The sequence below is a fragment of the Corynebacterium sp. HMSC055G02 genome, assembly GCF_001809065.1.
GTDB lineage: Bacteria > Actinomycetota > Actinomycetes > Mycobacteriales > Mycobacteriaceae > Corynebacterium > Corynebacterium jeikeium_D.
Map to the genome: position 1 here is coordinate 1 of NZ_KV795654.1, position 24,673 is coordinate 24,673.

Below are 24,673 nucleotides of genomic sequence, written 5' to 3' on the forward strand. Positions count from 1 at the left end.
GATGTCTCGAGACTTCACATTGTGCCCCAGAGAGGAATCGAACCTCCGACACCGGCTTTAGGAGAGCCGTGCTCTATCCACTGAGCTACTAGGGCAATCATCTTCCGGGTAAAACAGCCGTGAAAACACATTCTCGGCGGACGGAAAATTACTTCATCACTTTAACGCATCTGCGAGCTCTAGTGGCAATTGGGTCCTCGGCCTGACACGCAAACATGCAGGAAGCTCGCTATTACCCCCATGTGCTTTTGTGCTCGGCGGTGCCGTTGAAAATCCGGCTAACATGGTTTATAACGAGCGACTTTCTTGCGCTTGCGGTCGCAACAGCGCTACTTATTTTTCGGTCGCTGTTTTGGAGGAGGATGACAAAATGATTAAGCCAACTTTCACGGATGTCAACGGTGTTAAGATTAAGTGCTCCATGACCACGGACTCGGACAAGCCACACCTTCTGGTTTCGCGCATGGAAGATGATGGTTCTTTGACTCCGATTCTGGAGATGAATGTGTACGACTCCAAGTACATGGCCAACGCCTGCGAGATTTACCTGAAGCAGGCCGCTTCGTCTAACCTTCAGGGCTCGATGGCTGGCCTGTCTCCGGATGAGATGGCTGAACAGTTCGGTTACGAGGGGGATCCGACCAATCACTAGTCACAACGACGCTGCCCGCACCCAGGTGGAGAGCCCTGTATACAGCGGGTATGTCGATGTAGACGTCATCGGAATCGGCGCCGGTAGCCCGAGCCATATTACGCTCGAGGCTATCGGCGCTCTTGCCGATGTCGACGTTGTTTTTGCTCTCGACAAGGGCGACGCCAAAGGGGATTTGCTGGCCGCGCGACAGGCAATCGTCGATAAGCATGCGCCGCATGTCGAACTCGTCGCAGTTCCCGACCCGCCGCGTGACCGCACGCCCGACAACTACGGCGCGGTCGTCCGTGATTGGCACCAGCGCCGTGCAGAACTGCTTGCCGACGCCTTCGTTGCCCACCTCGGACGAGAGGGAAAGCGCCGTGGTGCGTTCCTAGTCTGGGGTGACCCCTCCTTGTATGACTCAACGTTGCGAATCTTGCAGCGGATCCGTGATTTCGGCTTGGACGTGCGCTCGCGAGTTATCCCCAGCGTGACGGCGATTTCCGCTCTGACTGCAGCGCATGGAGAATGCCTGAACCAGATCGGCAAGCCGGTACTGATTACCACTGGTCGGCGCCTGGGGGAGCGCGCACCTGGTACGGATGCGGTGGTAATGCTCGATGGTGGTGCAGCGTGGCTAGAACATGCTGACCCAGAAGAAGAGATTCTCTGGGGTGCATTCCTGGGGACGGAGCTGGAGACGCTTCGCCGTGGTCGTGTTGGTGATGTCGGCGAAGAGATTGCGGAGCTGAAAAAGAAGCTACGCGCGGAGCACGGTTGGATTATGGATATCTATCTGTTGCGTTCCGGTGCGTAGTGTTGAGCGTTTACAGCCGTGGTTGCTCGGTTAGCTGACTTTCTTGCCTAAGAAGCCCTCTGCCCACCGGTGGAGGGCTTTTTCGGCGGCTTCGACGCCGTTGGCGACGGTTACCTTGGTGAGGACCTGATCGTCGTTAGGCAACACGCGTGCGGGGTCGCCGACGGGTCGGACACTGATGCTGACGTGGTCGGCATCGATGACCGCGACGGTTGCCAGTGCGAGCATCTCGACGTTCGTCTGCTCGGCAACCGCAAAGCGGTAGGCGGTGTCATTCTCCCACTCGGTGGTGGAGTTGCGAAGGAACTCGGCGACGGAGTCAGGGGCTAATTCTGTAAGTAATTGGGTTGCGACCGGGGCGTCATCGACGCGGGAATCGTGGCGCAGGGGGCGGCAGTAGAAGCGGCCGGCATTTACTTCCATGGGTTCCATACCGTCCACTCTAGACGTCCTAAACAGTGTTTAAGGGCGTCGGGGGAGGGGCTGAAAAGAATCGAGCGGGGCTGGCTGCGAATCCCATCGCAACCAGCCCCGCTTAGAGCTTTAGAACTACTTCAGTTCCATCAGGACATCGCCCTTGCCGACACCCGAGCCAGCCTCGGTAGCCAGACCAGTGACAACGCCGTCCTTGTGAGCCTTGACTGGGTTTTCCATCTTCATGGCCTCAAGGACAACCACGGTGTCACCCTCGGAGACTTCCTGGCCCTCTTCGACGTTGACCTTAATGACGGTGCCCTGCATCGGAGCAACCACAGCGTCACCGGAAGCAGCCTTCTTGGAGCCGCCAGCGCGCTTCTTCTTGCTCTTCTTCTTGGCACCTGTGTTGCCGCCGCCCAGAGCCAGGTCGCCCGGCAGGGCTACTTCGACGCGGCGGCCGTCAATCTCGACAACAACCTTCTGAGCCGGGACGGTGTCGGTGTCAGCGTCAGAGTCACCGTCGTACGGAGCGATTGGGTTGTCCCATTCCTCTTCAATCCACTTGGTGTAGACGTCGAACTTCTCGCCGTCGCCGACGAAGGCTGGGTTTTCAACAATGTGGCGGTGGAATGGAATTACCGTTGCCAGACCCTCAACCTGGTACTCGGACAGGGCGCGAGCGGAGCGACGCAGAGCCTCTTCACGGTTCTCGCCCCAGACGATCAGCTTGGCCAGCATGGAGTCGAACTGGCCGCCGATGACATCGCCCTCCTTGATGCCGGTGTCCATGCGGACACCCGGGCCGGACGGTTCGATGTACTTGGTGATGGTGCCCGGAGCCGGCATGAAGTTGCTGCCGGCGTCCTCGCCATTGATGCGGAACTCGAAAGCGTGACCGTGCATCTCCGGGTCTTCCTTGATGGACAGTTCCTTGCCTTCGGCAATGCGGAACTGCTCACGGACCAGATCGAGGCCGGTAATTTCCTCGGTGACCGGGTGCTCCACCTGCAGGCGGGTGTTGACCTCGAGGAAGTTGATCAGGCCATCAGCGCCGACCAGGTACTCAACGGTGCCAGCACCGTAGTAGCCAGCCTCGCGGCAGATGTCCTTAGCGGACTGGCGCAGGCGCTCATCCTGCTCCGGGGTCAGGAACGGAGCAGGTGCTTCCTCGACGAGCTTCTGGAAACGACGCTGTAGAGAGCAGTCACGGGTGGAGGCGACAACGACGTTGCCGTGCTTATCAGCGAGAACCTGGCACTCGACGTGGCGTGCCTTGTCCAGGTAGCGCTCTACGAAGCACTCACCGCGACCGAAGGCGGCAACGGCCTCGCGAGTAGCGGACTCGTAGAGGTCAGCGACCTCTTCCATCTCGTGTGCGACCTTCATGCCGCGGCCACCGCCACCGAAAGCAGCCTTAATGGCGATTGGCAGACCGTGCTCCTTAGCGAACGCGACGACCTCGTCTGCATCCTTAACCGGTTCCTTGGTGCCTGGAGCCATCGGAGCGTCAGCCTTCAGCGCAATGTGGCGAGCGGTGACCTTGTCGCCCAGGGCGCGGATGGACTCTGGCGACGGGCCGATCCAGATCAGGCCAGCGTTCTCAACAGCCTCAGCAAAGTCGCCGTTCTCCGACAGGAAGCCGTAGCCCGGGTGGATGGCATTAGCGCCGGACTTCTTTGCGGCATCCAGAATCTTATCGAAGACTAGGTAAGACTCAGCGGAAGTGGTGCCACCGAGAGCAAAAGCCTCATCCGCCATAGTCACGAATGGAGCGTCCGCATCCGGCTCAGCGTAAACGGCGACGGAAGGAATGCCTGCGTCCTTCGCAGCGCGAATAACGCGAACGGCAATCTCGCCACGGTTGGCGACGAGAACCTTCGTGATTTTTTCAGTGGTCTGCTCGGACACGAAATCCTCCATTTTTCGTGGGCACCCCGAGAATTGGCCCTCGGGGCAAGGTTGCGACAGTCATTTGTAGGAATCACAAGCAGCACTGCAGTTAACTGAGCGGTGAACCGCAATGCGGTTAACCACGCGGTAGCTAACAGCGTGTGACCCAATGCCTCCATTGTGTCACAGGTGCGGTAAGCAACCTCTTTTTGCTCGCTACATAAGGGGGTAGGGATTGTGGCCTTGAGTAGCGTTCAAGTGGGTGTGGGGGCAGCTGAAGTGGCTATTTTCCGCCCAAAAATCTAAGTTTGCGGCCAAAATTACCACCTAAGAGTGCAACTGCCGCCCCCTTGATTGGGGGCAAGGGGGAATTAATTCTCCGCTGTAGTGCCAGTCGCTGATGCCGGGAAAACGGTGGGGAGAAGTGCCCACCGGTTGCGTCAATCGTCTACAGGCTTCCCGGCTCCGAACCGTGGGCGATGGGCATGCCAATCATGTTTCCCCACTCAACCCACGAGCCGTCGTAGTTGCGAACATTCTCGTGGCCGAGCAGGTGGTGCAGTACAAACCAGGTGTGCGCGGAGCGCTCACCGATGCGGCAGTAGACAATCGCCTCATCTTCGAATTGGACGTGCGAGTAAATCTGCTCAAGCTCTTCGCGGTCGCGGAAACGCGAGTTCGGGTGAACGGACTGATTCCATGGAATGTTTACCGCGGTTGGAATGTGGCCACCTCGCAGGACGCCTTCCTGTGGGTAATCGACCATATGGGTTCGCGCACCGGCATATTCCTCCGGAGTGCGTACGTCGATAATCGGAGCCTTTTCAATGAGCTCACGTGTATCGCTGAAGTAGGCGCGCAGTGTCCTGTCGTCGCGCTCGACGACAGGGTAGTCAGTGCGTGGGTAGTTAGGGACCTCGAAGCTGGTGTCTCGTTCTTCAGTCATCCAGGCGTCGCGGCCACCGTTGAGAAGGCGCACGTCGGGATGTCCAAAAAGCTCGAAGACCCAGAGTGCGTAGGCGGCCCACCAGTTGGACTTGTCGCCGTAGATTACGACGGTGTCGTCGCGCGAGATACCCTTCTCGCGCATGAGCTCGGCAAAGCCTTCAGCGTCGATATAGTCGCGGCGCACGGGGTCGTTGAGGTCGTGATGCCAGTCAATGCGAACCGCGCCCGGAATGTGTCCAATGTCGTAGAGCAGTGAGTCCTCGTCGGATTCAACAACGCGCAGACCGGGAGAGCCCAGTCGGGCAGCAAGCCAGGAGCTAGAGACGAGGCGCTCAGGGTGGGCGTACTGCTGGAACTGGGGGTGCGGGTCGTGCGGAACAGCCATCGGATACTCCCTTGGCGCAAGTTGGGTGGGTGGGACTTTCTGACGTTTATCGTCAATTGCATATCTAGTTTACGGGTCGCGTGGCGAACGGCGGAATAGTCCCCGGTGTGAGCGCTTTCCAACGGCAACAATTGCGTCCGCGGCCACCCCCTGGGATACGCCTCACAGTTGGGGGTAAAAGGAGTGTTTTCAGCGCGCTCGGAGTCAAGGTAGTGTCCTAAAATTTAGCTGAGAGTTAGCGCAAAAACTGTGTTGATTCGTATCACTGGAAAATGGGCTGAAATGGGCTATCTGCCTGGGTATTCGCTGCGTTACGGAGACAATTGAGTGCCGGAAGTCCATGTATTTTCTTAAAAGGAGTGCCTGTGCACAAGAACATTGTTGTATTCGAGATCGAGGGCGGCTCGGACAAGTACTTCGACGGACACCGCAAGGACACCATGCCAATCGTCAACGCTATCCGCGAAGCCGGTTGGTCCGCTGAGGTCGTCTACTACCGACCAGAGTGGAAGGACGACCTGTACGACTACGTCTCTCAGAACTTCGACGGCTACATCTCCCGCGTTAACCCGGGCAACATCCCGGGTGGTGAGAGGGGCTACTTCGAGCTTCTGACCAGCCTCTCGGTCGCTGGTTTGGTCGGTATGTCCACCCCGGGCGAGATGATGGCTTACGGCGCAAAGGACGCACTGGTCAAGCTCAAGGATACTGACCTGGTTCCGTCTGACACCGCTGCTTACTACGACGTCGAGGCATTCCACAGCACTTTCCCGACCTCCCTGTCCTACGGCGAGCGCGTCCTCAAGCAGAACCGTGGCTCCACCGGGTCCGGCATCTGGCGTGTGCGCATCGCTGACGAAGAGGTTGCTAAGAACGTTGAGCCGGGCACCCCGCTGCCGCTGGACACCAAGCTGAAGTGCACCGAGGCCGTGGACAACCACACCGAGACTCGCGAGCTTGGCGAGTTCATGGATTTCTGTGACCAGTACATCATCGGCGATAACGGCATGCTCGTGGACATGCGCTTCATGCCGCGCATCACCGAAGGCGAAATTCGCATTCTGCTGGTCGGTCCGCACCCGGTCTTCGTGGTTCACAAGAAGCCGGCCGAGGGCGGCGACGCTTTCTCCGCAACCTTGTTCTCTGGCGCGAAGTACACCTACAACAAGCCGGAAGAATGGCAGGACCTCATCGATATGTTTGCTGAGGCTCGCCCGGTCATTGCCGAGAACCTCGGTGGCGACAATATCCCGCTGATCTGGACAGCTGATTTCATGCTGGCAGACGGCGAGGACGGCGAGGACACTTACGTTCTCGGCGAGATCAACTGTTCCTGTGTTGGCTTCACCTCCGAGCTGGATATGGGTATCCAGGAGCTCGTTGCTCAGGAGGCCATCAAGCGCGTCGAGGCTGCTAACAAGTAGTCTCCACAGCTAAGAAAGCCGCACCAATTTGGTGCGGCTTTTGCTTTACGACGTCCTTGCGATGCCTACCGATTCCAGAACTGGGAGACCGAATAGCCGTAGCGATACAGAGCTCGGCGCACGACAGGTAGCGACAGTCCGATCACACTGGATGAGTCGCCATTGATGCCATCGACAAACCAGCCGCCTAGAGCCTCCAAAGTAAACGCGCCAGCGCACTTCAGTGGCTCGCCCGTCGCAGCGTAGGCACGGATGTCCTCTTCTGGGACTTCGGCGAAATCGAGGGAAGTAATCGCTACCTCAAGGTGCTCGCCCTTTGGTGTCACGACACAGTGACCAGTAATCAGCTCAGCCGTCCGGCCACTCTGTTGGTGCCAACGCTCAATGGTCTTTTCTTCCGTGTGGGGCTTGCCCTGCAACTGCCCGTCGAGAAGCAGCATTGAATCCCCTCCAATGACAATGTCATTGGGGTAGGCCGGAGAGGCAGCGTGTGCCTTGGCCTGCGCGAGTTCCTCGACGATGCGTACCGGCGATGCGTCCGGAAGGGCTGTGATTACGGCATCCTCGTCGACGTTGGGCGCTACTGTGATGGGCTCGATGCCTGCAGAGCGCAGAATGTGCAGTCGCGAAGGGGAAGTGGAAGCCAAGACGATTCGGGGGCTGCTCATAGTTAGTGATTTTAGTGAGGGCGGAATCGTAAAGCCTAATTTTTGTGGCAAACATGCGTGGGGTTGGCCCGATTGTAAGAACAGGCAGATTTTTTAGATGGCAGCTGCCTTCTAGTGATGTAAAGTAAAGTGGACATCAAGTTAAAGAAAGTACACAGATGAGTGGGGAAGAACGTTCGAACCAGGTCAGGAGATACCGACGCTGGTTGGAGCTGAGCCAAGCGGATTTAGCCGCGAAGGTGGAGGTCTCGCGGCAAACCATTGCAAATATCGAGCGGGGAAATTACTCGCCTTCGGTGTATTTGGCGTTGCGTATCTGCAAGGTACTGGGAAAAACAGTCGAAGAAATTTTTGGTGAGGAAGGATACTGACAATGTCCTATGCGGATGTCGTAATTGAACGCAACAGCGCCACGGTGGACGATGAGTATCAGCAGATGTTGCTGCATAAGTCCTACACGTACGGGTTCACAATGATGATGTGGGCTAATTACGTGCTTGCAACGGTACTGATTTGGCTCATTCCAGAGCCAAAGATGGTGGGCGTGACAGTGGCAATCATCTTGATGCCGCTGGTTGGACTCCTGTTTTCGCAGCGGTGGTTGCGACGTCAAGTGCCAATGCCGAAGATTAATGGTCTTACAAAAGGCGAGATTGCAGCACTCGTAGCCGTCATTGGGCTGTGGCTGATTGGTTTTATCAGAGTGCAAATGCTCTCTGAGGCAAGCGCTGGTGGGGCACTATCGGAATCGTGGGGATTCATTGCCGGCGCTGTGGTGGGTGCTGCCATCGGTCTGGCGTTTGTGTATTTCCTGTTCAAGGTGGTGTGGCCGGTAGCTCGCAACCGTGATCAGCGTCGGCTGGACCGGGAGCTCGATGACGAGTTTGATGGCGAGTCGCTGGGTGAACAGCGCTAGTAATAAGCAGTGGTCAAGGCTAAGGCAGTAACAAAAACCAAAGCGCCACCATCGGAAAACCCGATGGTGGCGCTTTGTGCTAGCGAATCGACGCAGCTAGCGTGCGGTAACGACTACGCGGTAAGCGGTAGCTGTACTAGTAGAAATGGACGTTGCGGAACGTGCCCGGTACGTGCTGGTGCGGCTGGTGGAAACCCTCTTCCAGCCGACCCCAGTTGTTGCGCGGGCCGCGGTCCTCTGGGGCACCGCCGGCTGCTGCCATACCTGCGAACAAAAGCGCGAGCGTGGCGGGTTCAGCGTCTGACGGGTTGCCCTTGAGGACGGACATGAACGGTGCAGCCGGGGCTGTAGCGGCGTCCTTGTCTTCGGTTGCTGGGGTGTTTTTGGAATCGGTCACAGCGGAATGTTCCCATGCTTCTTGGCGGGTACGTTAACAACCTTGCGATCCAGCAGACGCAGACCCTCGATGATCTGGCCGCGGGTCTCGCTCGGCGGGATAACGGCGTCGATGAAGCCGCGCTCAGCAGCCATGTACGGGTTGACCAGGGTGGCCTCGTACTCTGCCTCGTACTCCTTCTGCAGTGCGACGACATCCTTGCCCTCGGCCGCAGCAGCCTTGAGCTCCTTGCGGTAGATGAAGCCGACAGCGCCGGAAGCACCCATGACCGCAATCTGAGCGGTCGGCCATGCCAGGTTGATGTCAGCGCCCATGTCCTTGGAGCCCATCACACAGTAAGCTCCGCCGTAGGCCTTACGGGTGATGACGGTAATCTTCGGGACGGTGGCCTCAGCATATGCGTACAGCAGCTTGGCGCCACGGCGGATGATGCCGTCGAACTCTTGGTTGGTGCCCGGCAGGAAGCCTGGAACGTCAACCAGCATGATGATCGGAATGTTGAAGGCGTCACAGGTGCGGACGAAGCGAGCCGCCTTCTCGGATGCCTTGATGTCGAGGCAGCCAGCGAACTGAATCGGCTGGTTGGCGACGAAACCGACCGAGCGCCCCTCCACGCGACCGAAGCCGATGACCACGTTCTGTGCGTAGTCCTCCTGAATTTCCAGGAAGTCCTCGTCGTCGACCAGACGGGTGATGACGTCCTTGATGTCGTACGGCTGGTTTGGGGAGTCCGGAATCAGCGTGTCGAGCTCGAGGTCAGTCTCAGTGATGTTGTCAGCGATGGAGCCCTCGAACGGCTCAGCCTCCATGCGAGGAGCCTCAGCGCGGTTGTTGGACGGCAGGTAGCTGACTAATTCCTGAACGAAAGTCAGAGCGTCTTCGTCATCAGCGGCGGTGTAGTGCGAAGTACCGGAGGTGCTCATGTGAGTACCAGCGCCACCCAGCTCTTCCTGTGTGACCTCTTCGCCAGTGACGGTCTTAATAACGTCCGGGCCGGTGATGAACATCTTGGAAGTGCCATCGACCATGACAATGAAGTCGGTCAGAGCCGGGGAGTAGACGTGGCCACCAGCGCAGGCGCCCATGATCAGGGAGATCTGTGGGATAACACCAGAAGCCTGGGTGTTTCGGAAGAAAATCTGGGAGTAGAGGCCGAGGGAAACAACGCCCTCTTGGATGCGGGCACCAGCACCCTCGTTGATGCCGATAATTGGGACACCGGTCTTGATGGCCAAATCCATGATCTTGACAATCTTTTCACCGTAGACTTCACCGAGCGCGCCACCGAAGATGGCGCCGTCCTGCGAGAAGACACAGACCTGGCGGCCATCGATGGTGCCGTAGCCTGTCACAACACCGTCAGTGACAGGGCGCTTGGCGTCGAGGCCGAAGTTCTTGGAGCGGTGACGTGCGAGAGCGTCAACCTCCACGAACGAGCCCTCGTCCAAGAGGAACTCGATGCGCTCACGAGCGGTCATCTTGCCCTTGTCGTGGACGCGGTCAATGCTGGCCTGGCCCATTGGAGCCTGGGTCTCTGCGAGACGGGCTCGCAGATCGGCCAGCTTTCCAGCAGTAGTGGTCAAATCCGGGGTTTCACCGGTTGATGTATTTGCGGCAGTCGTCATACCAACTAGTTTACGTTTCGAAAACGGGGGGAGGTAGTTGGGGGCAATCGCTGTTAACAAAAGTAGGGGTAATGACTAGCTCGTTGTACAGCAAAAAGCCTGCTCTTACAGTGGAATATTGCCGTGCTTGCGCGCAGGCCACGGTACTTTCTTTGAAGTTAGAAGGCGCAGATTTTTTATCACTCGAGTTCGTGTCTCGGAGGGGAGGATGACTTCATCAATTAACCCCCGTTCGGCGGCACGATAAGGCGTGAGCATGTGTTGCTCGTATCCCATTTCCAGTTCAGCAATGAGTTCTTTCACACTCTCGGGAGTGCCAAATCTATCGGCCGCTGGGTCTGCTGCGAGAGCTGCTTCGGTGGCGGTTCGAATCTCGGCACGATGGAGGAAGCGTACTGCGCCTGAGGCGCCCATCACGGCGATCTGTGCCGTCGGCCAAGCCAGATTTACATCCGCGCCGAGCCCCTTTGATCCCATCACGCAATACGCGCCGCCATAGGCTTTGCGCATGGTGACGGTGATTTTAGGAACGGTTGCTTCTGCATACGCATAGAGCAATTTAGCGCCACGGCGCAGAATTCCCTGGTGTTCTTGATTTGAACCGGGGAGAAAGCCGGGTACGTCTACGAGAAAGACGAGTGGAATGTTGAAACAATCGCAGGTTCGGACGAATCGCGCGGCCTTCTCCGCTGCATCGATATCTAGGCAGCCCGCGAATTCCATGGGCTGATTAGCGACAAACCCAACAGATTGACCGTTGAGACGGCCAAGGCCAATCACGACATTGGCTGCTCGGTTTTCCTGGATTTCCAGGAACTCCGCATCGTCGCAAAGCGCGTAGATGACTTCGTGCACGTCGTACGGCGTGGATGGGCTGTCGGGAATGAGACTGTCGAGGGTGCGATCGGTGTCGGTGATTTCGTCACTGGCATCGGAATCCCAGCTGGGCGCGGGGGAGGTTGTGTTGTTGGGGAGGTAGTCGAGCAAATCGCAGACCCAGTCGAGTCCATCCTGCTCGCTAGCGGCGGTGTAGTGGGAGTTTCCGGCGATCTCCATATGGGTGTCGGCGCCGCCGAGCTCGTGCTGGCTGATTTTTTCGCCTGTGACTGTTTCGATTACGTCAGGGCCGGTGACGAACATACGGGAGTTTTCCTCCACCATGACAACGAAGTCCGTCAGTGCTGGGGAGTAGGCATTTCCGCCCGCGCAGGCGCCAAAAATGACTGAAATCTGCGGAATGACGCCGCTGGCGCGAACGTTGTGGTGGAACGTCTGGGCAATAAAGTCCAGTGAGACTGCGCCATCTTGGATGCGGGCGCCGGCACCTTCGTACATGCCAATAAGGGGGCGGCCGGTAGTGATGGCAAGTTCCTGAATCTTGACCATCTTTTCGCCGTAGACCTCTCCGAGTGCACCACCGAAGATTGTGCCGTCCTGAGAGAAGATGCAGACCTCACGGCCGTCTATGGTTCCCCAGCCGGTGATGATTCCGTCGGTCGCGGGGCGTTTGGCTTCCATCCCAAATGCGGTAGTGCGGTGGCGGGCTAGCGCATCAAATTCGACAAAAGATCCTTCGTCCAGCAGGTAGTCAATGCGCTCGCGGGCATTCATGCGCTCAGTCAGTTTGAGCTTGTCGTAGCCCCGCGACCCCATCGGAGTCAGTGCAGCAGTGCGTCGGCGTAGAAGGTCTTCATTGAGGAAAGCGGTGGTGTGTTGCTCCGCCGCCAAACGTGAGGAAATAGTCATGTTATGGAATGTAGTGTTTGGGAAGGAAAATAGTAAAGCAGGCGAGCTGTGATGATTCTCACGCTGTAGAGCTCTTGAGAAAGGTCACGACTCAGTGAATCCGGCCATGGCGCTAGACTGCTGTGCATGACCAACCCCAGGATTGTTGCTTCCCGCAAGCCTCTTGACGCCACGCGTGTGCGCGCAGCCGCGCCGGGCTGGAATTCCATTGAGGTTGTCGAAACCACTGGTTCGACCAACGCTGATCTTCGGAAACAGGCGGCACTGGGGCAGGTGGCAGATCTCAGTGCGCTTATCGCCTCGGAGCAGACCGCAGGTCGCGGTCGACTGAGTCGTAGTTGGACGGCCCCGAAGGGTGCGTCCATTGCACTCAGCGCGCTGCTGCGCCCGGAAGGGCTCGCACCCGAGCAACTGGGTCTGTTGCCGTTAGTCGCGGGCCTCGCAGTTGTCGATGCTGTTGTGGAAGTTGCGGGTCTTGCGCCTGAACGCGTTTCCCTGAAGTGGCCGAACGATGTCCTGGTTGACGGTCGTAAGCTCTGCGGAATTCTGGTGGAGGCCGCGTCGCTGACACCGCCAATTCTCATTCCGGGAATCGGCATCAACGTTTCCCTGCAGGAAGATGAGCTGCCGGTGCCACACGCCATTTCGCTATACCTGGCGGGAGCGGAAAACCTCGACCGCGACGACATCTCCGCTGGTGTGCTGCGTGCGCTGGGACGTCGTCAAGCGCAGTGGCGAAAGGGCGATGCGGAGCTGCTGCGGGACTACGAGGCGGTGTGCGCGACCATCGGTTCGAACGTGCGCGTGGAGTTGCCGGGGGATCGCGTGCTGGTGGGCAAGGCGGTTGGCGTGCGTGCCGACGGCGAATTGATCGTCACCGATGAAGCTGGCACAAGTCACTTTGTTGCGGCCGGTGACGTGTTCCATGTTCGTGCCACTGACGGCGGCTATGCGTCCCCGCAGGCTGATTCGGAGCGGGGGTAGTGCTGTATGACCTTTCCCGATGATGAGTTGGACACGCGCGAGGCAATTCTGCTGGACACCAATCCAACTTTTGGTCGGCTGGTGTGGCCGCTCTTGGAACTCATGGTTATCACGGGCGTCTGCTGGTTGCTGATTGGTTTTATCGACGGCCCTGCGATTGCTCCGGGAGATCTGCAAGGTGTGCGTCAGCTGCTGCTCTTCGCGTGGCTGGGGCTTATTCTCTGGCGCGTCGTTCGTCCGGTACTAAGTTGGTTGGGGGAGCGGTTCGTACTAACTGATAGGCGAATTATTCTGCGCCGTGGCATTCTGCGCCCGCAGGTGGTCTCGATTGATCTGCGTTCGGTACGTGCGGTCAATCGCAAGGGCGGCGTGCTGTATCTGCACACCCGCAGTTTCGGCCCGCCGCTGGCTGTGGAAGATATTCCCAGCTCTCGTAAGGTGGCTAAGTTGGTCTCCCGGTTGACTTAGAATTTTGGGTCATAACCTACAATCAGGGGTGTGATTGCTTCGGATACCCCTGAAAACTCCACTAATTCCACTTCTAATTCCGCTGCAGCGCTAACTGCTGCGCAGCATCCCGCGCATGCTGATGGCGTGCCGGTTGTGGCGGTGATTGGTGACGGTCAGCTGGCTCGTATGATGCAGACTGAGGCCATTGAGCTGGGACAGTCCATCCGTTTGCTCGCCGGTTCGCCGGATGCTTCCGCAGCGCAGGTGTGTGCGGACGTTATCATCGGCGACTACCACGTCTGGGAAGATGTTGAGCGCGCTGTCGCCGGTGCGCAGGCCGTGACTTTCGACCATGAGCACGTTCCCACCGAATTCCTCAACAAGCTGACCGAGATGGGCTACTCGGTTCAGCCTCAGCCGTCGGCGTTGCTGTACGCGCAGGATAAGCTGCTGATGCGCCAGCGCCTGGAGGAACTGGGCGCTCCAGTACCTGCCTACGCTGCAATTGAGTCCGCCGAGGATGCCGAAGCATTCTTCGACCGCGTTGACGGTGCCGTCTGCCTGAAGGCCCGACGTGGCGGTTACGACGGTCACGGCGTGTGGTTCCCGAAGGACCGCGAGGATCTGCGCGCGCTTGTCGACGAACTGTTGGGCAAGGACGTGCCGCTGATGGCCGAGCGGAAGGTCGCGCTGGTTCGTGAGTTGTCAGCCATGTGTGCGCGCACACCGTCGGGTGAGGTCAATGCCTGGCCGGTCCTCGAGTCTGTGCAGCGTGACGGCATTTGTGTGGAGGCAATCTGCCCGGCGCCAGGGCTTGCCGACGACCTTGCGAGAGCGGCCGAAAAGCTCAGTGTGACCATCGCTTCCGAGCTGGGAGTAACCGGCGCGCTGGCAGTTGAGCTGTTCGAAACCGTCGATGCTGACGGCAATCCGGAGATTTACGTCAACGAGTTGGCTATGCGCCCACACAACACTGGGCACTGGTCGCAGGACGGCTGCGAGACCAGCCAGTTTGAGCAGCACCTGCGTGCAGTCGCTGACATGCCGCTGGGCTCCACGCGACCGACTGCGCCGGTGACAGTGATGGTCAATACGCTCGGTGGCGATGAGGCCTCGGACGTGCCGATCTCGCAGCGCTTTGCTGAGGTATGGCGCCGCTTCCCATCGGTGAAGATTCACTGGTACGGCAAGGATTGGCGCCCAGGACGTAAGCTGGGTCACGTCAACCTGTGTGGTTATGACGCGAGCCCGGAAGGCATCGCGGAGACCCGTCGAATTGCCAACTTGGCTGCCGACTACATCGTTGATGGTGTGTGGGCAGACGGCTACACGGCATAAAACCAGCGCTGTTAAAAACTAGATTGCTATCTCAAGGAGACAACATTGGCTGAAGCAAACCAGGTGGCAAGCCCGAAGTTGGCCAACGTAACCGGTCCGCTGGTCGGTCTGATTATGGGGTCGGACTCGGATTGGCCGACCATGGAGCCCGCAGCGGAGGTCTTGGCTGAGTTCGGAATTCCCTTTGAGGTAGGTGTGGTCTCTGCACACCGCACTCCGGAACGCATGATTGACTACGCAAAGTCCGCCGCTGACAAGGGGCTGCGCTGCATTATCGCTGGCGCCGGTGGTGCAGCACACCTGCCGGGCATGGTTGCGTCGGCCACTCCGCTGCCGGTTATCGGCGTGCCACGCGCGTTGGAGAACCTGGAGGGTGTCGATTCCCTGCTGTCAATCGTTCAGATGCCGGGCGGCGTTCCGGTGGCAACCGTCGGTGTGGGCGGCGCTAAGAACGCTGGCCTGCTGGCTGTGCGTATTCTCTCGGCCGGTTACCCGGAGCTCATTGTGGCGATGGAGAACTACCAGGCCAACATGCGCGATCAGGTCCTGGAAAAGGACGAGCGTCTGCGCAAGAAGCTGATGGGTGAGTAGGGCGCGCAACCAGCCCCGAACTACCCGCGCATATGAACTGCGGGGTAGTGGAACGTGTCCGGGTCGGCAGTCTCCCAGGCTTCGGCCCAGTTGTGGAAGCGAGTTCCGCTCAGCAGCTCGCCTGGCTGCAGCCAGTTGTAGAGCTCCGCGTAGGTCTCACCGACCTGCTCATTGGTGCGCCGCAGCAGGTGGGACGGCCCCAGCTCAGAGAAGCTATTCAGGCCCATCGATGCCAACAGGCTAGCTGCTTCCGCGACCGTGGCATTGTGATAGTTGGCCACACGCTGACCCTTGTCGTCGACATCCAGGGCCTTCCACAGGCTCGGATCCTGGGTAGCCACACCCACCGGGCAGGTGTTTGTATGACATAGCTGAGATTGGATACAGCCGGTGGCCATCATCATGCCGCGAGCCGAGTTCACAAAGTCAGCACCGATGCACATGCGCTTCACAATATCGAAGCCAGTAATGACCTTGCCGGACGCACCGAGCTTAATGCGATCGCGCAGACCGGCACCTACGAGCGCGTTATGGACGAGAATCAGGCCGTCGGTAAGCGGCAGGCCAACGCGGTCGGAGTATTCCAGCGGTGCAGCACCGGTGCCGCCTTCAGCGCCGTCGACGATGATGAAGTCCGGGGTGATGTTCTCTTCCAGCATGGCCTTGCACACGGCGAGGAACTCAAGCTGGGAGCCAACACACAGCTTGAAACCGACCGGCTTGCCACCGTTGAGCTCACGCATGGTGCCCATAAACCGAACAAGTTCACGCGGGGTGGAGTAGACGCGGTGGTACGGAGGGCTCATCACGCCCTTGCCAACTGGTACGTGGCGAGTAGCCGCAATCTCTTCGTTGACCTTGTGACCTGGCAGCATGCCGCCGAGTCCAGGTTTTGCGCCCTGGCTAACCTTCAGATAGGTTGCCTTGACCTGCGGAATCTTAGCCTTTTCGCGGAAGAGCTCCGGGTCGAAGTCGCCATCCTCAGTACGTGCACCGAAGTATCCGGACCCCAGCTGCCAATAGAGGTCTGCGCCATACTTCAAGTGGTAAGGGCTGATAGCGCCCTCGCCGGTGTCCTGTACGAAGTTGCCCAGCTTCGCGCCCTTATTCATTGCCATGACAGCGTTAGGGGACAGAGAGCCGAAACTCATGGCTGAGATGTTGAAGACAGACGCTGAGTACGGCTGGGCGCAGTCCGGACCGCCAATATCTACGCGCGGATCCTCGATGACGTGCTGGCTCGGCGCCATCGAGTGGCGGACGTACTCGTAGCCGGGCGCATTAATCTTTCGCTCAGTACCGAATGACTTCTTCGAGGACAGCCCCTTCGCACGCTCGTAGACCACGGTACGAGTATCGCGGTCGAACGGAGCGCCGTCGAAGTTGCGCTCGATGAAATACTGCTGCATCTCAGGGCGAATGGTCTCACCCATGTAGCGCAGATGGCCGATGACCGGGAAGTTCCGCAAGATGGAGTGCTTCTTTTGAAGCATGTCATAGATAGCCACAACATCCAGGAAGAGGATGAAGGCCATCAGAATCCACCACCATGGGCTCAGATCCCATACAGCCAGTGCGCCCAAGACGTTGATGAGGGCGAGAATCGCAAGAATATATGGTCGGGTAATCACGGTTTCCAGGTTATCGCGACTACTTAGAGCGCTTCTCGACGGGACAGCTGCGACTAAATCACACGGGCTTTTTCGGCCGTAGAAATAGCAGTGACACGCTCGCTATCACCACCGCGCACGACGACGGCAGCACCTCCACGAACCCAAGCCGACAGCACATTACGTGCCCATTTATCTGCGGTGACCTGTGAAGAATCAGGCACCAGCCAGCCGTCGGAAACGACGCGGGAACCGGTCGTGAGCTGCATCTCGTCCGCGTAATCGCCAGCAGATGAAAGCAGTTCTGCAGCCGACTTCTCCCCAATAACGGGGGTTTGGTCGGAGTCCGGGCCTGCGCCTAGATATGCGTCTGGGTGGAAACGAACTTCCGGACCAAAGTCAATGACTCCCGGTGGAATATCATCACCGCATTCCACGACACCACGGCCAAAGGGATCGTCGGTAAGCACTGCGAGGTAGGCATCTGGGAACTTCTCTTCCCACGTGCTGACGTTGCTGACAGTGGTGAATACGACCAGCGGCTCCTCATCGCTAACGGTGACGCCAGCACGCTCGCAGCCCAGGATGATGCAGGCGGACTGCCAGATCAACGGCAAGTCAATCCATACTTGGTCTCCGGCGACGAGGTCGAACTCATCGTGCAGCATGTTGGCGATCTTGCTGGCCCAGTTGTCCAGGGTTTGGGCCGATAAATCGGTACGACCGCCGGTAGTTTCGTCATAACAGGTCAAACGAGGCACGGACGGGTCGGCCTCGAGAAGTGTCTTCAGAATCTCCACGCCTCCAAGGGTAACGAGATTCTCTCCAGGCCGTCGGGAAGAGTCGCCTAACTCAATAGCAGGGTGAACAACAGGACCGTCGGCAAGCAGGCGATCGTCGTAATCACGCCACAATCGCGCGCCTGCTCAAGGTTCCGGCCGAAGCGGGAGGCGAAGGTGTAGACGTTCTGGGCTGTCGGCAGGCCGGCGATAATCACAGCTGCCAGCAGCGCATGCCCGTTGAGACCGAAGACGAAATGACCGAACAGCAGAGCGAGCGCGGGGTGGAGGAAAAGCTTCAGCATAGACGCCCCACGACGGCGCGACGAGGGGAGCGGCCGGCTTCCATAAACGGCATGCCATGCAGGCTAATACCGAAGGCCAGAAGTGCCATTGGCACTGCGGCTTGCCCCAATAGCCCCACTGGATGCGCTACGAACTGAGGTACTTCGATAGCAAACGCATTAACCGCAAGCCCCACCATCGCCGCCAGAAAGATTGGGTTCTTCAGCGGTGCCATGATGACATTGCGCGGTCGGAAATGGCCGCGGTTGGTGAGGATTTCCAGCACCGTCATGGAAGCGGGCGCATAGAAGGCAATCTGAAAGATAAGGGCTGGGACGACGGCGGTAGCGTCGTGAAGCACTGCGACTGCGATGGGCACGCCGAGATTAGCGACGTTGTTGTAACTCGTCGACATCGCGCCGACCACAGCATCGGCGCCGCGCTGTTTGAACATGGGCGCCACAAAAATCCGGTAGAACGCCGCCGTGCCAAGCGCCGACAGTGCCGCGACACCAAACGCCGAACCGAAGATGCTCGCCGAATCCGCCGTTGCGAGAGTGTGCGCGAGCATGCACGGCATCGCGATCCAGAACACGACCATGTTCAGGGTAAAAGATGCCCGCTTATCGACGATCTCACTGCGCCCAAACAACCAGCCAACAATGATCAGTACTGCGACGGAACCAAAGCCGGTGAATATTTCGGTGAGAGCGGGCATAAGTGCATATTTTAGACAATAAAAAACGGACCCAATCCAATCCCCTCGGTGGGGAAGGACTGAGTCCGTTTTACGCTGTTATCGCATGTATCGTCATGCGGCCAGCGCGTAAATAAGGCCTTTCGGCGGGTGTTCGAATGATCGGCTCCCGCCGACCAGCCATCTTTAGCGGCTGGTGAACGGCAGGAGTGCCATCTCGCGGGCGTTCTTCACAGCGGTAGCGACCTGGCGCTGCTGCTGCGGAGTCAGACCGGTGACGCGGCGGGAACGAATCTTGCCACGGTCAGAGATGAACTGGCGGAGCAGGTTAATGTCCTTGTAATCAACCTTCTCAACGCCTGCGGCCTTGAGCGGGTTCTTCTTCGGGCGGCGGGACTGCTCCATCCGCGCCTTCTTGTTAGAGTGATTGCGCTTCATTGGTGCTCCTCGACTTACCAGCTGGACTTACGGACGCCCGGGAGTTCGCCACGGTGGGCCATCTCACGAACGCGGACACGGGACAGACCGAACTTGCGGAGGTAGCCGCGCGGGCGACCATCTGCAGCGTCACGGTTGCGGACGCGAATCGGGGACGCGTCACGCGGCTGACGGTTCAGCTCGTACTGTGCGTCCATGCGCTCTTCGTCAGTGGAGTGCGGGGACTTGATGATGCGCTTCAGTTCAGCGCGACGTTCTGCATAACGAGCGACGATTTCCTTGCGCTGCTCGTTCTTGGCAATCTTGGACTTCTTAGCCATGAATTAGCGCTCCTCGCGGAATTCGACGTGCTTGCGGACAACCGGATCGTACTTCTTAATGGTGATACGGTCCGGGGTATTGCGCTTGTTCTTACGGGTCACGTAGGTGTAACCGGTGCCCGCAGTGGACTTCAGCTTGATGATTGGACGAATGTCATTACGTGCCATTTTTTAGATCTTCTCCCCACGTGCACGAATCTGAGCAACAACAGCCTCGATACCGTACTTGTCGATGGTCTTCAGACCCTTCGGGGACACATTCAGAGTGATGTGACGCCCCTCAGAGGCGAGGTAGAACTTCTTACGCTGCACGTTGGGGTTCCAACGGCGCGACGTGCGCCGGTGGGAGTGGGACACGGTCTTGCCGAAAGACGGCTTGCGTCCCGTAACCTGGCAAATCGCCGACATAGGGATTCCTTTGCTTCCTTGCCGCCCAATGCCGACATCACTGGTGCGCCACGCCGGACTATTGAATAACCGAGGAATCCACCTGGCCTTTTCCGGGGCGCTGCCCACTGACACTCGACGCTGAGCGCGTAAACGAATAACTAGACAACAGCGAGAGAACAGTTTACACACGAGTTGCGGGATAACCTAATCGCTGTTCCACTGTGGTTTTCTCGGCGCGACTCTCGCGGGTCGTCATAGAGTTCGTGCTTGTCGACGGGCGTTAGTGCAGGGCCCTTTTTTAATTTTCGGGCTCGAGCCTGTAATATTCCATCGAGTGTCACATGCCGGTTTATAGAAATATTGACCCGGTACGTGTCATTGTAAGTCGTGTTCGTACCCAACTCAGGCACGATTCTCTCACTCTTAGCTGGGGGAAAGCGACCTGAAGTTCAATCCTGAGGGAAACGAGAATTAATGAAGAAGGACATCCATCCTGATTACCACCCGGTGGTTTTCAAGGACGCAGGCACGGGTCACTCTTTCCTTACCCGTTCCACCGCCACCTCCGACCGCACTGTCGAGTGGGAAGACGGTAACGAGTACCCGCTGATCGTCGTTGACGTCACCAGCGAGTCGCACCCGTTCTGGACCGGTGCTCAGCGTGTCATGGACACCGCTGGTCGCGTCGAGAAGTTCCAGCGCCGTTACGGTAACCGCATTCGCCGCGCGAAGAAGAACTAAGAATAGGAGGGGAATAAGAAAATGGCAGTACCAAAGCGTCGCATGTCGCGTGCTAACACCCGCGCTCGCCGTTCCCAGTGGAAGAGCAACAACGTCGCTCTCCAGGAAGTCAAGGTAAACGGCCGCGTCTACAACGTTCCTCGTCGCATCGCCAAGGCTGTTCAGCTCGGCCTGGTTGACGTCGAGAAGTTCTAACGCGCATCTTTTAGGATGCTGACAACGTTCCTCGCTGAACCGCGAAGCGCTTCGCGCGCCCAGAGTGCGTTCAGTGCGTAAGGAACAGTTGATAAAGAGCTTTTTAAACCTCACCCCATCGCTTGTACTCGGCGATGGGGTGAGGTTTTTCAGTTCTATGGCCAGGTTTTATGGGAGCACTCTCACGAAGAATCTGTGTCACATTTACACTCACCTTATATTTTCAAGGCACAATGGGCAGTATGAAGATTTTGGTAGTTGATGACGATCAAGCGGTACGCGAAGCGTTGCGGCGATCGTTGACTTTTAATGGCTACACGGTCGAGCTCGCCGAGGATGGCGCAGAGGCCTTGGAAAAGATTGCCAAGGATCGTCCGGATTTGGCTATTTTGGATGTCATGATGCCGAAGCTGGACGGCCTGGATGTTTGCCGTCGGCTGCGCAGCGAAGGCGATGATCTGCCGGTCATGATGTTGACTGCACGTGATTCGGTCTCCGAACGCGTAGCTGGTCTTGATGCCGGCGCAGATGACTACCTGCCCAAGCCTTTCGCACTGGAAGAGCTGCTCGCTCGTGTCCGTTCGCTACTTCGTCGTTCTGCTCTGGAAGTGCCTGCGATGGAGGATGCCGCAACTCTGCAGTTTGAGGATCTCTCCTTGGACCCGGAAACTCGTGAGGTCTTCCGCGGTGAACGCCGCATTAGTCTCACGCGTACAGAATTTGCGCTGCTGGAATTGCTGATGAGCAACCCGCGGCGTGTACTCTCCCGTACCGCCATCTTGGAGGATGTCTGGGGCTATGACTTCCCGACGTCCGGCAATGCGCTGGAGGTCTACATTGGCTACCTGCGGCGCAAGACGGAGGCAGAGGGAGAGCCGCGTCTGATTCACACCGTTCGTGGTGTCGGTTATGTGATGCGGGAGACCGCACCGTGATGTTGCGCCGTCGTCGTTCGACCGGCGGTGGCGTGCAATCAAATCAGCGTTCTGCCACGGAGGCCAATCCGGGGCAAGGTACCGTCGGTAAGCAAGAGAAGTCCGCGAATACTGAGACGATGGCAGGGGAATCGCTTCCCGGCCTGCCGCGGAGCTCGCGTATCCCTTCGCTGCGTTGGCGGCTGACTATTCTGACAGCGCTCATTGTGGCGATGTCGGTGGGGCTGATGACGCTGGCTGCATTTTTTACTGTGCAGGCAGCGCTATACCGCGAGGTGGACAGTAACCTCCGTAGCCAGGCGGAAAAGCTGCTGATGTCACCGTACGCTTCGGAGTTTGCCATTGGCCCCTCCTTTGAAGCGGACTCGAACAGGATTCTGAACCCCGATTTGGACGCGGTGTACTTTGCCCACGGCAGTGTGGCGGGCAAAGGCGGTGGCTCAATCTCTATTGGTGGCCCCGAACTTGCGGTGTTGCGGGGGAATCGACAGGAATCGATTCGCACCGATGAGTACAACGGCCGTCGCGTATACGCAGTCCGCTCCGAAGACGGTGCGACGCTAATCCTTTCGCAGGATCTGAGCTCGACGCAGTCGGTCTTGAAAGCGCTCAGTGCAGTGCTGCTGAGTATCTCTGCTATCGGAATCCTCTTCGCAATCGGATCAGGTATTACGGTGGCAACAACGGGTCTGCGCCCGGTCACTCGGCTGCGCATTGCTGCGGAGCGAGTGACGGAAACCGACGAGCTGCGCCCAATCCCTGTGGAGGGCGACGATGAGCTTGCGCGCTTTACCCGCAGCTTCAATGAGATGTTGGCTGCACTTCAAGCGTCGCGCATTAAGCAGGCGGAGCTGGTTGCAGATGCTGGTCATGAGTTGAAGACTCCGCTGACGTCGTTACGCACAAATATTGAACTGCTGATGATGGCCTCCCGTTCGGGAGCGGCAATCTCGGATGAGGATCGCGCGGATCTGGAAGCTGACGTCATCGCACAGCTGGAAGAGCTGTCGACGCTGGTCGGTGACCTGGTTGATCTGGCACGCGAAGATGGCCCGCAACAGGTTATTGAGCATGTCGATGTCGACGAAATCATTTCCACGTCGCTGGCGCGTGTTGAGCGTCGTCGTCCGGACATTACTTTCGATGTGCAGACAGCTCCGTGGTATGTCTACGGGGATTCGGCGGGTCTTGGTCGCGCAGTTTTGAACTTGATGGACAATGCTGCAAAGTGGTCGCCAGAAAATGGCACCGTGCGGGTTCGTCTGACGCCGCTCAGCGAGGTTGTTGCTGAATTCACGGTGGCGGACTCGGGGCCAGGTATCCCGAAGGAAGATCGAGACAAGGTCTTCGAGCGTTTCTACCGTTCCATTCAGTCGCGGTCGATGCCTGGATCCGGCCTGGGCTTGGCCATTGTGAAGTCGGTCATCGTCCGCCACGGGGGTACGATTACTGCCGATGAGTCCGATGATGGCGGTGCCTTGATGAGAGTAACGCTGCCGGGCAGTCCGCACAGCGGAAAAGGTGACGACTCCGATTCCGCTCAAGAGCCTAGCTAGAAACGCATAACCCCACGTCAAAGCTGATGTAATCCTCGCTGCGCGCAGCCTTTTAAGGAAGTGCGTGGCGGGGATTCGGTGTTTCATTCGGGGAATTTTCGGCGAGACTGCAGACTGCTCTCAGCCAATTGTTAGACAGACAGTGCAAGGTATTACGTATGAGCAACTCTTTCAACGATTCCTCGCGAGGAGATGAGCGGGGACACTACTCCTCGCAGTCTCACAACTTCAGCGAGAACCGTGCCATGGGGAATGCTGGTGAGACAAACCAGTTTTCTGCCGACGAGCGCGGCTGGGAGAATTCCCACTACAACACCATCCCGTCTCAGCCGAACGGCGCTTACGGAGGCGGTTCAGAGTGGGATGTTGCGGCCAATCAGCAGAAGACCAAGGGTGCCCAGGGGGCTAAGGGCATGGGGGCGCTGGCAGTCGCTGCCCTGATGCTGTGCTCGGCCGGTATTGGTGGCGGTGTCGGCGCATGGGTAGTTCACAACTCGCAGTCGTCGGCTCCCGCGGACAACGCGCTGGATAAGCCTGCGGAAACCCGTCAGGTAGCAGCAGCTGAGGGGTCCGTGGAGAAGGTCGCGCAGAAGGTCCTTCCCAGTGTCGTCTCCATCACCACTGTCTCGGAGCGGGGCACGGCGTCGGGCTCAGGTTCCATTCTGTCGTCCGACGGCCTGGTGCTGACGAATAATCACGTCGTCGCAGGCGCAGGTCCGGACGCACATATGGAAGTCCTGCTTTCCGACGGCACCACGCACCCGGCAACTCTGGTTGCAGGGGATGCAGCGACTGATATTGCCGTTATTCGAATTGAAGGTGTTAACGGGCTGCGCCCAATCTCTCTGGGTAACTCCTCGCAGGTCCAGGTTGGCCAGGAAGTGGTGGCCGTTGGTTCGCCACTGGGACTGACCTCCACTGTTACGCAGGGCATTGTCTCCGCTAAAAACCGTCCAGTGACCGCCGCTGGTGAAGACGGTCAGTCCTCGGTCATTGATGCAATCCAGACCGACGCGGCGATTAATCCAGGTAACTCCGGCGGAGCGCTAGTGGATATGGAAGGCAACCTCATCGGTGTGCCCAGCGTGATTGCCTCTAACAGTGAGGCATCGGAACAGGCGGGCAGCATTGGCCTTGGTTTCGCAATTCCGGTTAATCAGGCTCGTCGCATAGCGGAAGACCTGATTGATTCCGGTAAGGCGCGGATGCCTGTCATTGGTGCCCAGATTGATTCGCGTCCGATTGCACGTGGTGCACTGGTGCGAGAGGTAACGCCAGACGGCCCAGCTGATAAGGCGGGACTGAAAGATGGTGACCTGATTACCAAGGTTGATGACCGCACACTTGACAACGGCGTTGCACTAATTGCGGCTATTCGGTCGCATCGGATTGGGGATTCTGTCACACTTACAGTTACAGATGAGCGAGGCGGCAACGAGCGAACGGTCGATGTCACCTTGGTAGAAGCCCAGGATTGATAGGCAGCGTGGTGGAGTT

The 24,673-nt window shown here is 58.3% G+C and carries 29 protein-coding genes and 1 tRNA gene; 14 read left to right on the forward strand and 16 right to left on the reverse strand.

The features are described from left to right. Nucleotides 1–22: 22 nt before the first annotated feature. Nucleotides 23–95, reverse strand: a tRNA-Arg gene (locus HMPREF2547_RS06040). Between the two features lie 275 nt (nt 96–370). On the opposite strand from HMPREF2547_RS06040, the gene HMPREF2547_RS06045 reads away from it, so the two are divergent. Together HMPREF2547_RS06045 and cobF are read left to right on the forward strand one after the other, a co-directional pair. Then, the gene (locus HMPREF2547_RS06045; RefSeq protein WP_048759987.1) at nt 371–652 is read left to right on the forward strand and encodes a cg0963 family protein; all 282 of its coding nucleotides are present in this window, start codon (nt 371–373) and stop codon (nt 650–652) included. After that, nucleotides 603–1,451, forward strand: coding sequence for a precorrin-6A synthase (deacetylating) (gene cobF, locus HMPREF2547_RS06050; RefSeq protein WP_048759943.1), 849 nt, complete (start codon nt 603–605; stop codon nt 1,449–1,451). The genes HMPREF2547_RS06045 and cobF overlap by 50 nt, the downstream gene beginning before the upstream one ends. A gap of 30 nt (nt 1,452–1,481) precedes the next feature. Here cobF and HMPREF2547_RS06055 read toward each other — a convergent pair whose 3' ends face one another. The 3 genes from HMPREF2547_RS06055 to HMPREF2547_RS06065 all read right to left on the reverse strand — a co-directional run bounded on the left by HMPREF2547_RS06055 (nt 1,482) and on the right by HMPREF2547_RS06065 (nt 5,091). Further along, nucleotides 1,482–1,883, reverse strand: coding sequence for a hypothetical protein (locus HMPREF2547_RS06055; RefSeq protein ID WP_070605145.1), 402 nt, complete (start codon nt 1,881–1,883; stop codon nt 1,482–1,484). A 117-nt stretch (nt 1,884–2,000) separates the two neighbouring features. Continuing rightward, nucleotides 2,001–3,788 carry an acetyl/propionyl/methylcrotonyl-CoA carboxylase subunit alpha gene (locus tag HMPREF2547_RS06060; RefSeq protein WP_070605148.1) on the reverse strand — a complete coding sequence of 596 codons (1,788 nt, stop codon included), beginning with the start codon at nt 3,786–3,788 and terminating at the stop codon, nt 2,001–2,003. A gap of 418 nt (nt 3,789–4,206) precedes the next feature. After that, nucleotides 4,207–5,091, reverse strand: a complete 885-nt coding sequence (locus tag HMPREF2547_RS06065; protein WP_070605151.1) for a sulfurtransferase — start codon at nt 5,089–5,091, stop codon at nt 4,207–4,209. A gap of 365 nt (nt 5,092–5,456) precedes the next feature. On the opposite strand from HMPREF2547_RS06065, the gene HMPREF2547_RS06070 reads away from it, so the two are divergent. After that, a complete protein-coding gene (locus HMPREF2547_RS06070; RefSeq protein ID WP_049171326.1) occupies nt 5,457–6,515 on the forward strand; it encodes a Cj0069 family protein in 1,059 nt (352 codons plus the stop codon). Between the two features lie 65 nt (nt 6,516–6,580). Here HMPREF2547_RS06070 and HMPREF2547_RS06075 read toward each other — a convergent pair whose 3' ends face one another. Then, entirely contained in the window at nt 6,581–7,183 is a 603-nt protein-coding gene (locus HMPREF2547_RS06075) for a Maf family protein (RefSeq protein ID WP_016423286.1), read from the reverse strand. 158 nt (nt 7,184–7,341) lie between these two features. Here HMPREF2547_RS06075 and HMPREF2547_RS06080 point away from each other — a divergent pair, with 158 nt between their 5' ends. After that, nucleotides 7,342–7,554, forward strand: coding sequence for a helix-turn-helix transcriptional regulator (locus HMPREF2547_RS06080; RefSeq protein ID WP_048733637.1), 213 nt, complete (start codon nt 7,342–7,344; stop codon nt 7,552–7,554). 2 nt (nt 7,555–7,556) lie between these two features. Next, entirely contained in the window at nt 7,557–8,099 is a 543-nt protein-coding gene (locus HMPREF2547_RS06085; RefSeq protein WP_049193052.1) for a hypothetical protein, read from the forward strand. Nucleotides 8,100–8,235: 136 nt separating this feature from the next. On the opposite strand, the gene HMPREF2547_RS06090 is transcribed toward HMPREF2547_RS06085, so the two are convergent. The 3 genes from HMPREF2547_RS06090 to HMPREF2547_RS06100 all read right to left on the reverse strand — a co-directional run bounded on the left by HMPREF2547_RS06090 (nt 8,236) and on the right by HMPREF2547_RS06100 (nt 11,867). After that, a complete protein-coding gene (locus HMPREF2547_RS06090; protein WP_070605152.1) occupies nt 8,236–8,496 on the reverse strand; it encodes an acyl-CoA carboxylase epsilon subunit in 261 nt (86 codons plus the stop codon). Then, nucleotides 8,493–10,121: an acyl-CoA carboxylase subunit beta gene (locus tag HMPREF2547_RS06095; protein WP_016423283.1), complete on the reverse strand. Its 1,629-nt coding sequence runs from the start codon at nt 10,119–10,121 to the stop codon at nt 8,493–8,495. The genes HMPREF2547_RS06090 and HMPREF2547_RS06095 overlap by 4 nt, the downstream gene beginning before the upstream one ends. A gap of 105 nt (nt 10,122–10,226) precedes the next feature. Beyond that, on the reverse strand, nt 10,227–11,867 hold the full coding sequence (locus tag HMPREF2547_RS06100; protein WP_049171320.1) for an acyl-CoA carboxylase subunit beta: 1,641 nt from the start codon (nt 11,865–11,867) through the stop codon (nt 10,227–10,229). A gap of 126 nt (nt 11,868–11,993) precedes the next feature. Between HMPREF2547_RS06100 and HMPREF2547_RS06105 the strand changes: the two genes are divergently transcribed. The 4 genes from HMPREF2547_RS06105 (at nt 11,994) to purE (ending at nt 15,230) form a co-directional block, all read left to right on the forward strand. After that, nucleotides 11,994–12,851, forward strand: coding sequence for a biotin--[acetyl-CoA-carboxylase] ligase (locus tag HMPREF2547_RS06105; protein ID WP_016423281.1), 858 nt, complete (start codon nt 11,994–11,996; stop codon nt 12,849–12,851). Between the two features lie 6 nt (nt 12,852–12,857). Further along, entirely contained in the window at nt 12,858–13,319 is a 462-nt protein-coding gene (locus HMPREF2547_RS06110; protein ID WP_049171313.1) for a YdbT family protein, read from the forward strand. A 30-nt stretch (nt 13,320–13,349) separates the two neighbouring features. After that, the gene (locus HMPREF2547_RS06115; protein ID WP_083296865.1) at nt 13,350–14,639 is read left to right on the forward strand and encodes a 5-(carboxyamino)imidazole ribonucleotide synthase; all 1,290 of its coding nucleotides are present in this window, start codon (nt 13,350–13,352) and stop codon (nt 14,637–14,639) included. A 114-nt stretch (nt 14,640–14,753) separates the two neighbouring features. Continuing rightward, a complete protein-coding gene (purE, locus tag HMPREF2547_RS06120; RefSeq protein WP_049171375.1) occupies nt 14,754–15,230 on the forward strand; it encodes a 5-(carboxyamino)imidazole ribonucleotide mutase in 477 nt (158 codons plus the stop codon). A gap of 20 nt (nt 15,231–15,250) precedes the next feature. Here the strand turns inward: purE and HMPREF2547_RS06125 are convergent, their stop codons facing one another. From HMPREF2547_RS06125 to rpmB, 8 genes are all read right to left on the reverse strand, one after another. Next, entirely contained in the window at nt 15,251–16,861 is a 1,611-nt protein-coding gene (locus HMPREF2547_RS06125) for an FMN-binding glutamate synthase family protein (protein WP_016423277.1), read from the reverse strand. 53 nt (nt 16,862–16,914) lie between these two features. Continuing rightward, complete coding sequence (locus HMPREF2547_RS06130; RefSeq protein ID WP_016423276.1) at nt 16,915–17,640, reverse strand: TIGR03089 family protein; 726 nt, start codon at nt 17,638–17,640, stop codon at nt 16,915–16,917. A 47-nt stretch (nt 17,641–17,687) separates the two neighbouring features. Further along, entirely contained in the window at nt 17,688–17,924 is a 237-nt protein-coding gene (locus HMPREF2547_RS10975; RefSeq protein WP_246819637.1) for an AEC family transporter, read from the reverse strand. After that, nucleotides 17,918–18,622: an AEC family transporter gene (locus HMPREF2547_RS06135; protein WP_246819639.1), complete on the reverse strand. Its 705-nt coding sequence runs from the start codon at nt 18,620–18,622 to the stop codon at nt 17,918–17,920. The genes HMPREF2547_RS10975 and HMPREF2547_RS06135 overlap by 7 nt, the downstream gene beginning before the upstream one ends. A gap of 165 nt (nt 18,623–18,787) precedes the next feature. Then, nucleotides 18,788–19,039: a 30S ribosomal protein S18 gene (gene rpsR, locus HMPREF2547_RS06140; RefSeq protein ID WP_005511410.1), complete on the reverse strand. Its 252-nt coding sequence runs from the start codon at nt 19,037–19,039 to the stop codon at nt 18,788–18,790. 14 nt (nt 19,040–19,053) lie between these two features. Next, nucleotides 19,054–19,359: a 30S ribosomal protein S14 gene (gene rpsN / locus HMPREF2547_RS06145; protein ID WP_005511414.1), complete on the reverse strand. Its 306-nt coding sequence runs from the start codon at nt 19,357–19,359 to the stop codon at nt 19,054–19,056. A 3-nt stretch (nt 19,360–19,362) separates the two neighbouring features. Further along, complete coding sequence (gene rpmG, locus HMPREF2547_RS06150; protein ID WP_005511413.1) at nt 19,363–19,527, reverse strand: 50S ribosomal protein L33; 165 nt, start codon at nt 19,525–19,527, stop codon at nt 19,363–19,365. Between the two features lie 3 nt (nt 19,528–19,530). Then, nucleotides 19,531–19,767, reverse strand: a complete 237-nt coding sequence (gene rpmB, locus HMPREF2547_RS06155; RefSeq protein WP_016423274.1) for a 50S ribosomal protein L28 — start codon at nt 19,765–19,767, stop codon at nt 19,531–19,533. A 456-nt stretch (nt 19,768–20,223) separates the two neighbouring features. On the opposite strand from rpmB, the gene HMPREF2547_RS06160 reads away from it, so the two are divergent. The 5 genes from HMPREF2547_RS06160 to HMPREF2547_RS06180 all read left to right on the forward strand — a co-directional run bounded on the left by HMPREF2547_RS06160 (nt 20,224) and on the right by HMPREF2547_RS06180 (nt 24,654). Next, complete coding sequence (locus tag HMPREF2547_RS06160; protein ID WP_005511390.1) at nt 20,224–20,490, forward strand: type B 50S ribosomal protein L31; 267 nt, start codon at nt 20,224–20,226, stop codon at nt 20,488–20,490. A 21-nt stretch (nt 20,491–20,511) separates the two neighbouring features. Beyond that, complete coding sequence (rpmF, locus tag HMPREF2547_RS06165; protein WP_005511439.1) at nt 20,512–20,685, forward strand: 50S ribosomal protein L32; 174 nt, start codon at nt 20,512–20,514, stop codon at nt 20,683–20,685. Nucleotides 20,686–20,927: 242 nt separating this feature from the next. Continuing rightward, nucleotides 20,928–21,620 (forward strand): response regulator transcription factor, encoded by a 693-nt coding sequence (locus tag HMPREF2547_RS06170; RefSeq protein WP_005511429.1) that lies wholly within the window; start codon nt 20,928–20,930, stop codon nt 21,618–21,620. After that, nucleotides 21,620–23,176, forward strand: coding sequence for a sensor histidine kinase (locus HMPREF2547_RS06175; RefSeq protein WP_070429951.1), 1,557 nt, complete (start codon nt 21,620–21,622; stop codon nt 23,174–23,176). The genes HMPREF2547_RS06170 and HMPREF2547_RS06175 overlap by 1 nt, the downstream gene beginning before the upstream one ends. 158 nt (nt 23,177–23,334) lie before the next feature. Beyond that, the gene (locus HMPREF2547_RS06180; RefSeq protein WP_070549887.1) at nt 23,335–24,654 is read left to right on the forward strand and encodes a S1C family serine protease; all 1,320 of its coding nucleotides are present in this window, start codon (nt 23,335–23,337) and stop codon (nt 24,652–24,654) included. Nucleotides 24,655–24,673 lie beyond the last annotated feature (19 nt).

Bases quoted from the DNA above. Each gene is read 5' to 3' on its own strand.
- HMPREF2547_RS06045 (WP_048759987.1), top strand. From the start codon at position 371: ATGATTAAGCCAACTTTCACGGATGTCAACGGTGTTAAGATTAAGTGC.
- cobF (WP_048759943.1), top strand. From the start codon at position 603: ATGAGATGGCTGAACAGTTCGGTTACGAGGGGGATCCGACCAATCACT.
- HMPREF2547_RS06055 (WP_070605145.1), bottom strand. From the start codon at position 1,883: ATGGAACCCATGGAAGTAAATGCCGGCCGCTTCTACTGCCGCCCCCTG.
- HMPREF2547_RS06060 (WP_070605148.1), bottom strand. From the start codon at position 3,788: ATGGAGGATTTCGTGTCCGAGCAGACCACTGAAAAAATCACGAAGGTT.
- HMPREF2547_RS06065 (WP_070605151.1), bottom strand. From the start codon at position 5,091: ATGGCTGTTCCGCACGACCCGCACCCCCAGTTCCAGCAGTACGCCCAC.
- HMPREF2547_RS06075 (WP_016423286.1), bottom strand. From the start codon at position 7,183: ATGAGCAGCCCCCGAATCGTCTTGGCTTCCACTTCCCCTTCGCGACTG.
- HMPREF2547_RS06080 (WP_048733637.1), top strand. From the start codon at position 7,342: ATGAGTGGGGAAGAACGTTCGAACCAGGTCAGGAGATACCGACGCTGG.
- HMPREF2547_RS06085 (WP_049193052.1), top strand. From the start codon at position 7,557: ATGTCCTATGCGGATGTCGTAATTGAACGCAACAGCGCCACGGTGGAC.
- HMPREF2547_RS06095 (WP_016423283.1), bottom strand. From the start codon at position 10,121: ATGACGACTGCCGCAAATACATCAACCGGTGAAACCCCGGATTTGACC.
- HMPREF2547_RS06100 (WP_049171320.1), bottom strand. From the start codon at position 11,867: ATGACTATTTCCTCACGTTTGGCGGCGGAGCAACACACCACCGCTTTC.
- HMPREF2547_RS06105 (WP_016423281.1), top strand. From the start codon at position 11,994: ATGACCAACCCCAGGATTGTTGCTTCCCGCAAGCCTCTTGACGCCACG.
- HMPREF2547_RS06110 (WP_049171313.1), top strand. From the start codon at position 12,858: ATGACCTTTCCCGATGATGAGTTGGACACGCGCGAGGCAATTCTGCTG.
- purE (WP_049171375.1), top strand. From the start codon at position 14,754: ATGGGGTCGGACTCGGATTGGCCGACCATGGAGCCCGCAGCGGAGGTC.
- HMPREF2547_RS10975 (WP_246819637.1), bottom strand. From the start codon at position 17,924: ATGCTGAAGCTTTTCCTCCACCCCGCGCTCGCTCTGCTGTTCGGTCAT.
- HMPREF2547_RS06135 (WP_246819639.1), bottom strand. From the start codon at position 18,622: ATGCCCGCTCTCACCGAAATATTCACCGGCTTTGGTTCCGTCGCAGTA.
- rpsR (WP_005511410.1), bottom strand. From the start codon at position 19,039: ATGAAGCGCAATCACTCTAACAAGAAGGCGCGGATGGAGCAGTCCCGC.
- rpsN (WP_005511414.1), bottom strand. From the start codon at position 19,359: ATGGCTAAGAAGTCCAAGATTGCCAAGAACGAGCAGCGCAAGGAAATC.
- rpmG (WP_005511413.1), bottom strand. From the start codon at position 19,527: ATGGCACGTAATGACATTCGTCCAATCATCAAGCTGAAGTCCACTGCG.
- rpmB (WP_016423274.1), bottom strand. From the start codon at position 19,767: ATGTCGGCGATTTGCCAGGTTACGGGACGCAAGCCGTCTTTCGGCAAG.
- HMPREF2547_RS06160 (WP_005511390.1), top strand. From the start codon at position 20,224: ATGAAGAAGGACATCCATCCTGATTACCACCCGGTGGTTTTCAAGGAC.
- rpmF (WP_005511439.1), top strand. From the start codon at position 20,512: ATGGCAGTACCAAAGCGTCGCATGTCGCGTGCTAACACCCGCGCTCGC.
- HMPREF2547_RS06170 (WP_005511429.1), top strand. From the start codon at position 20,928: ATGAAGATTTTGGTAGTTGATGACGATCAAGCGGTACGCGAAGCGTTG.
- HMPREF2547_RS06175 (WP_070429951.1), top strand. From the start codon at position 21,620: ATGTTGCGCCGTCGTCGTTCGACCGGCGGTGGCGTGCAATCAAATCAG.
- HMPREF2547_RS06180 (WP_070549887.1), top strand. From the start codon at position 23,335: ATGAGCAACTCTTTCAACGATTCCTCGCGAGGAGATGAGCGGGGACAC.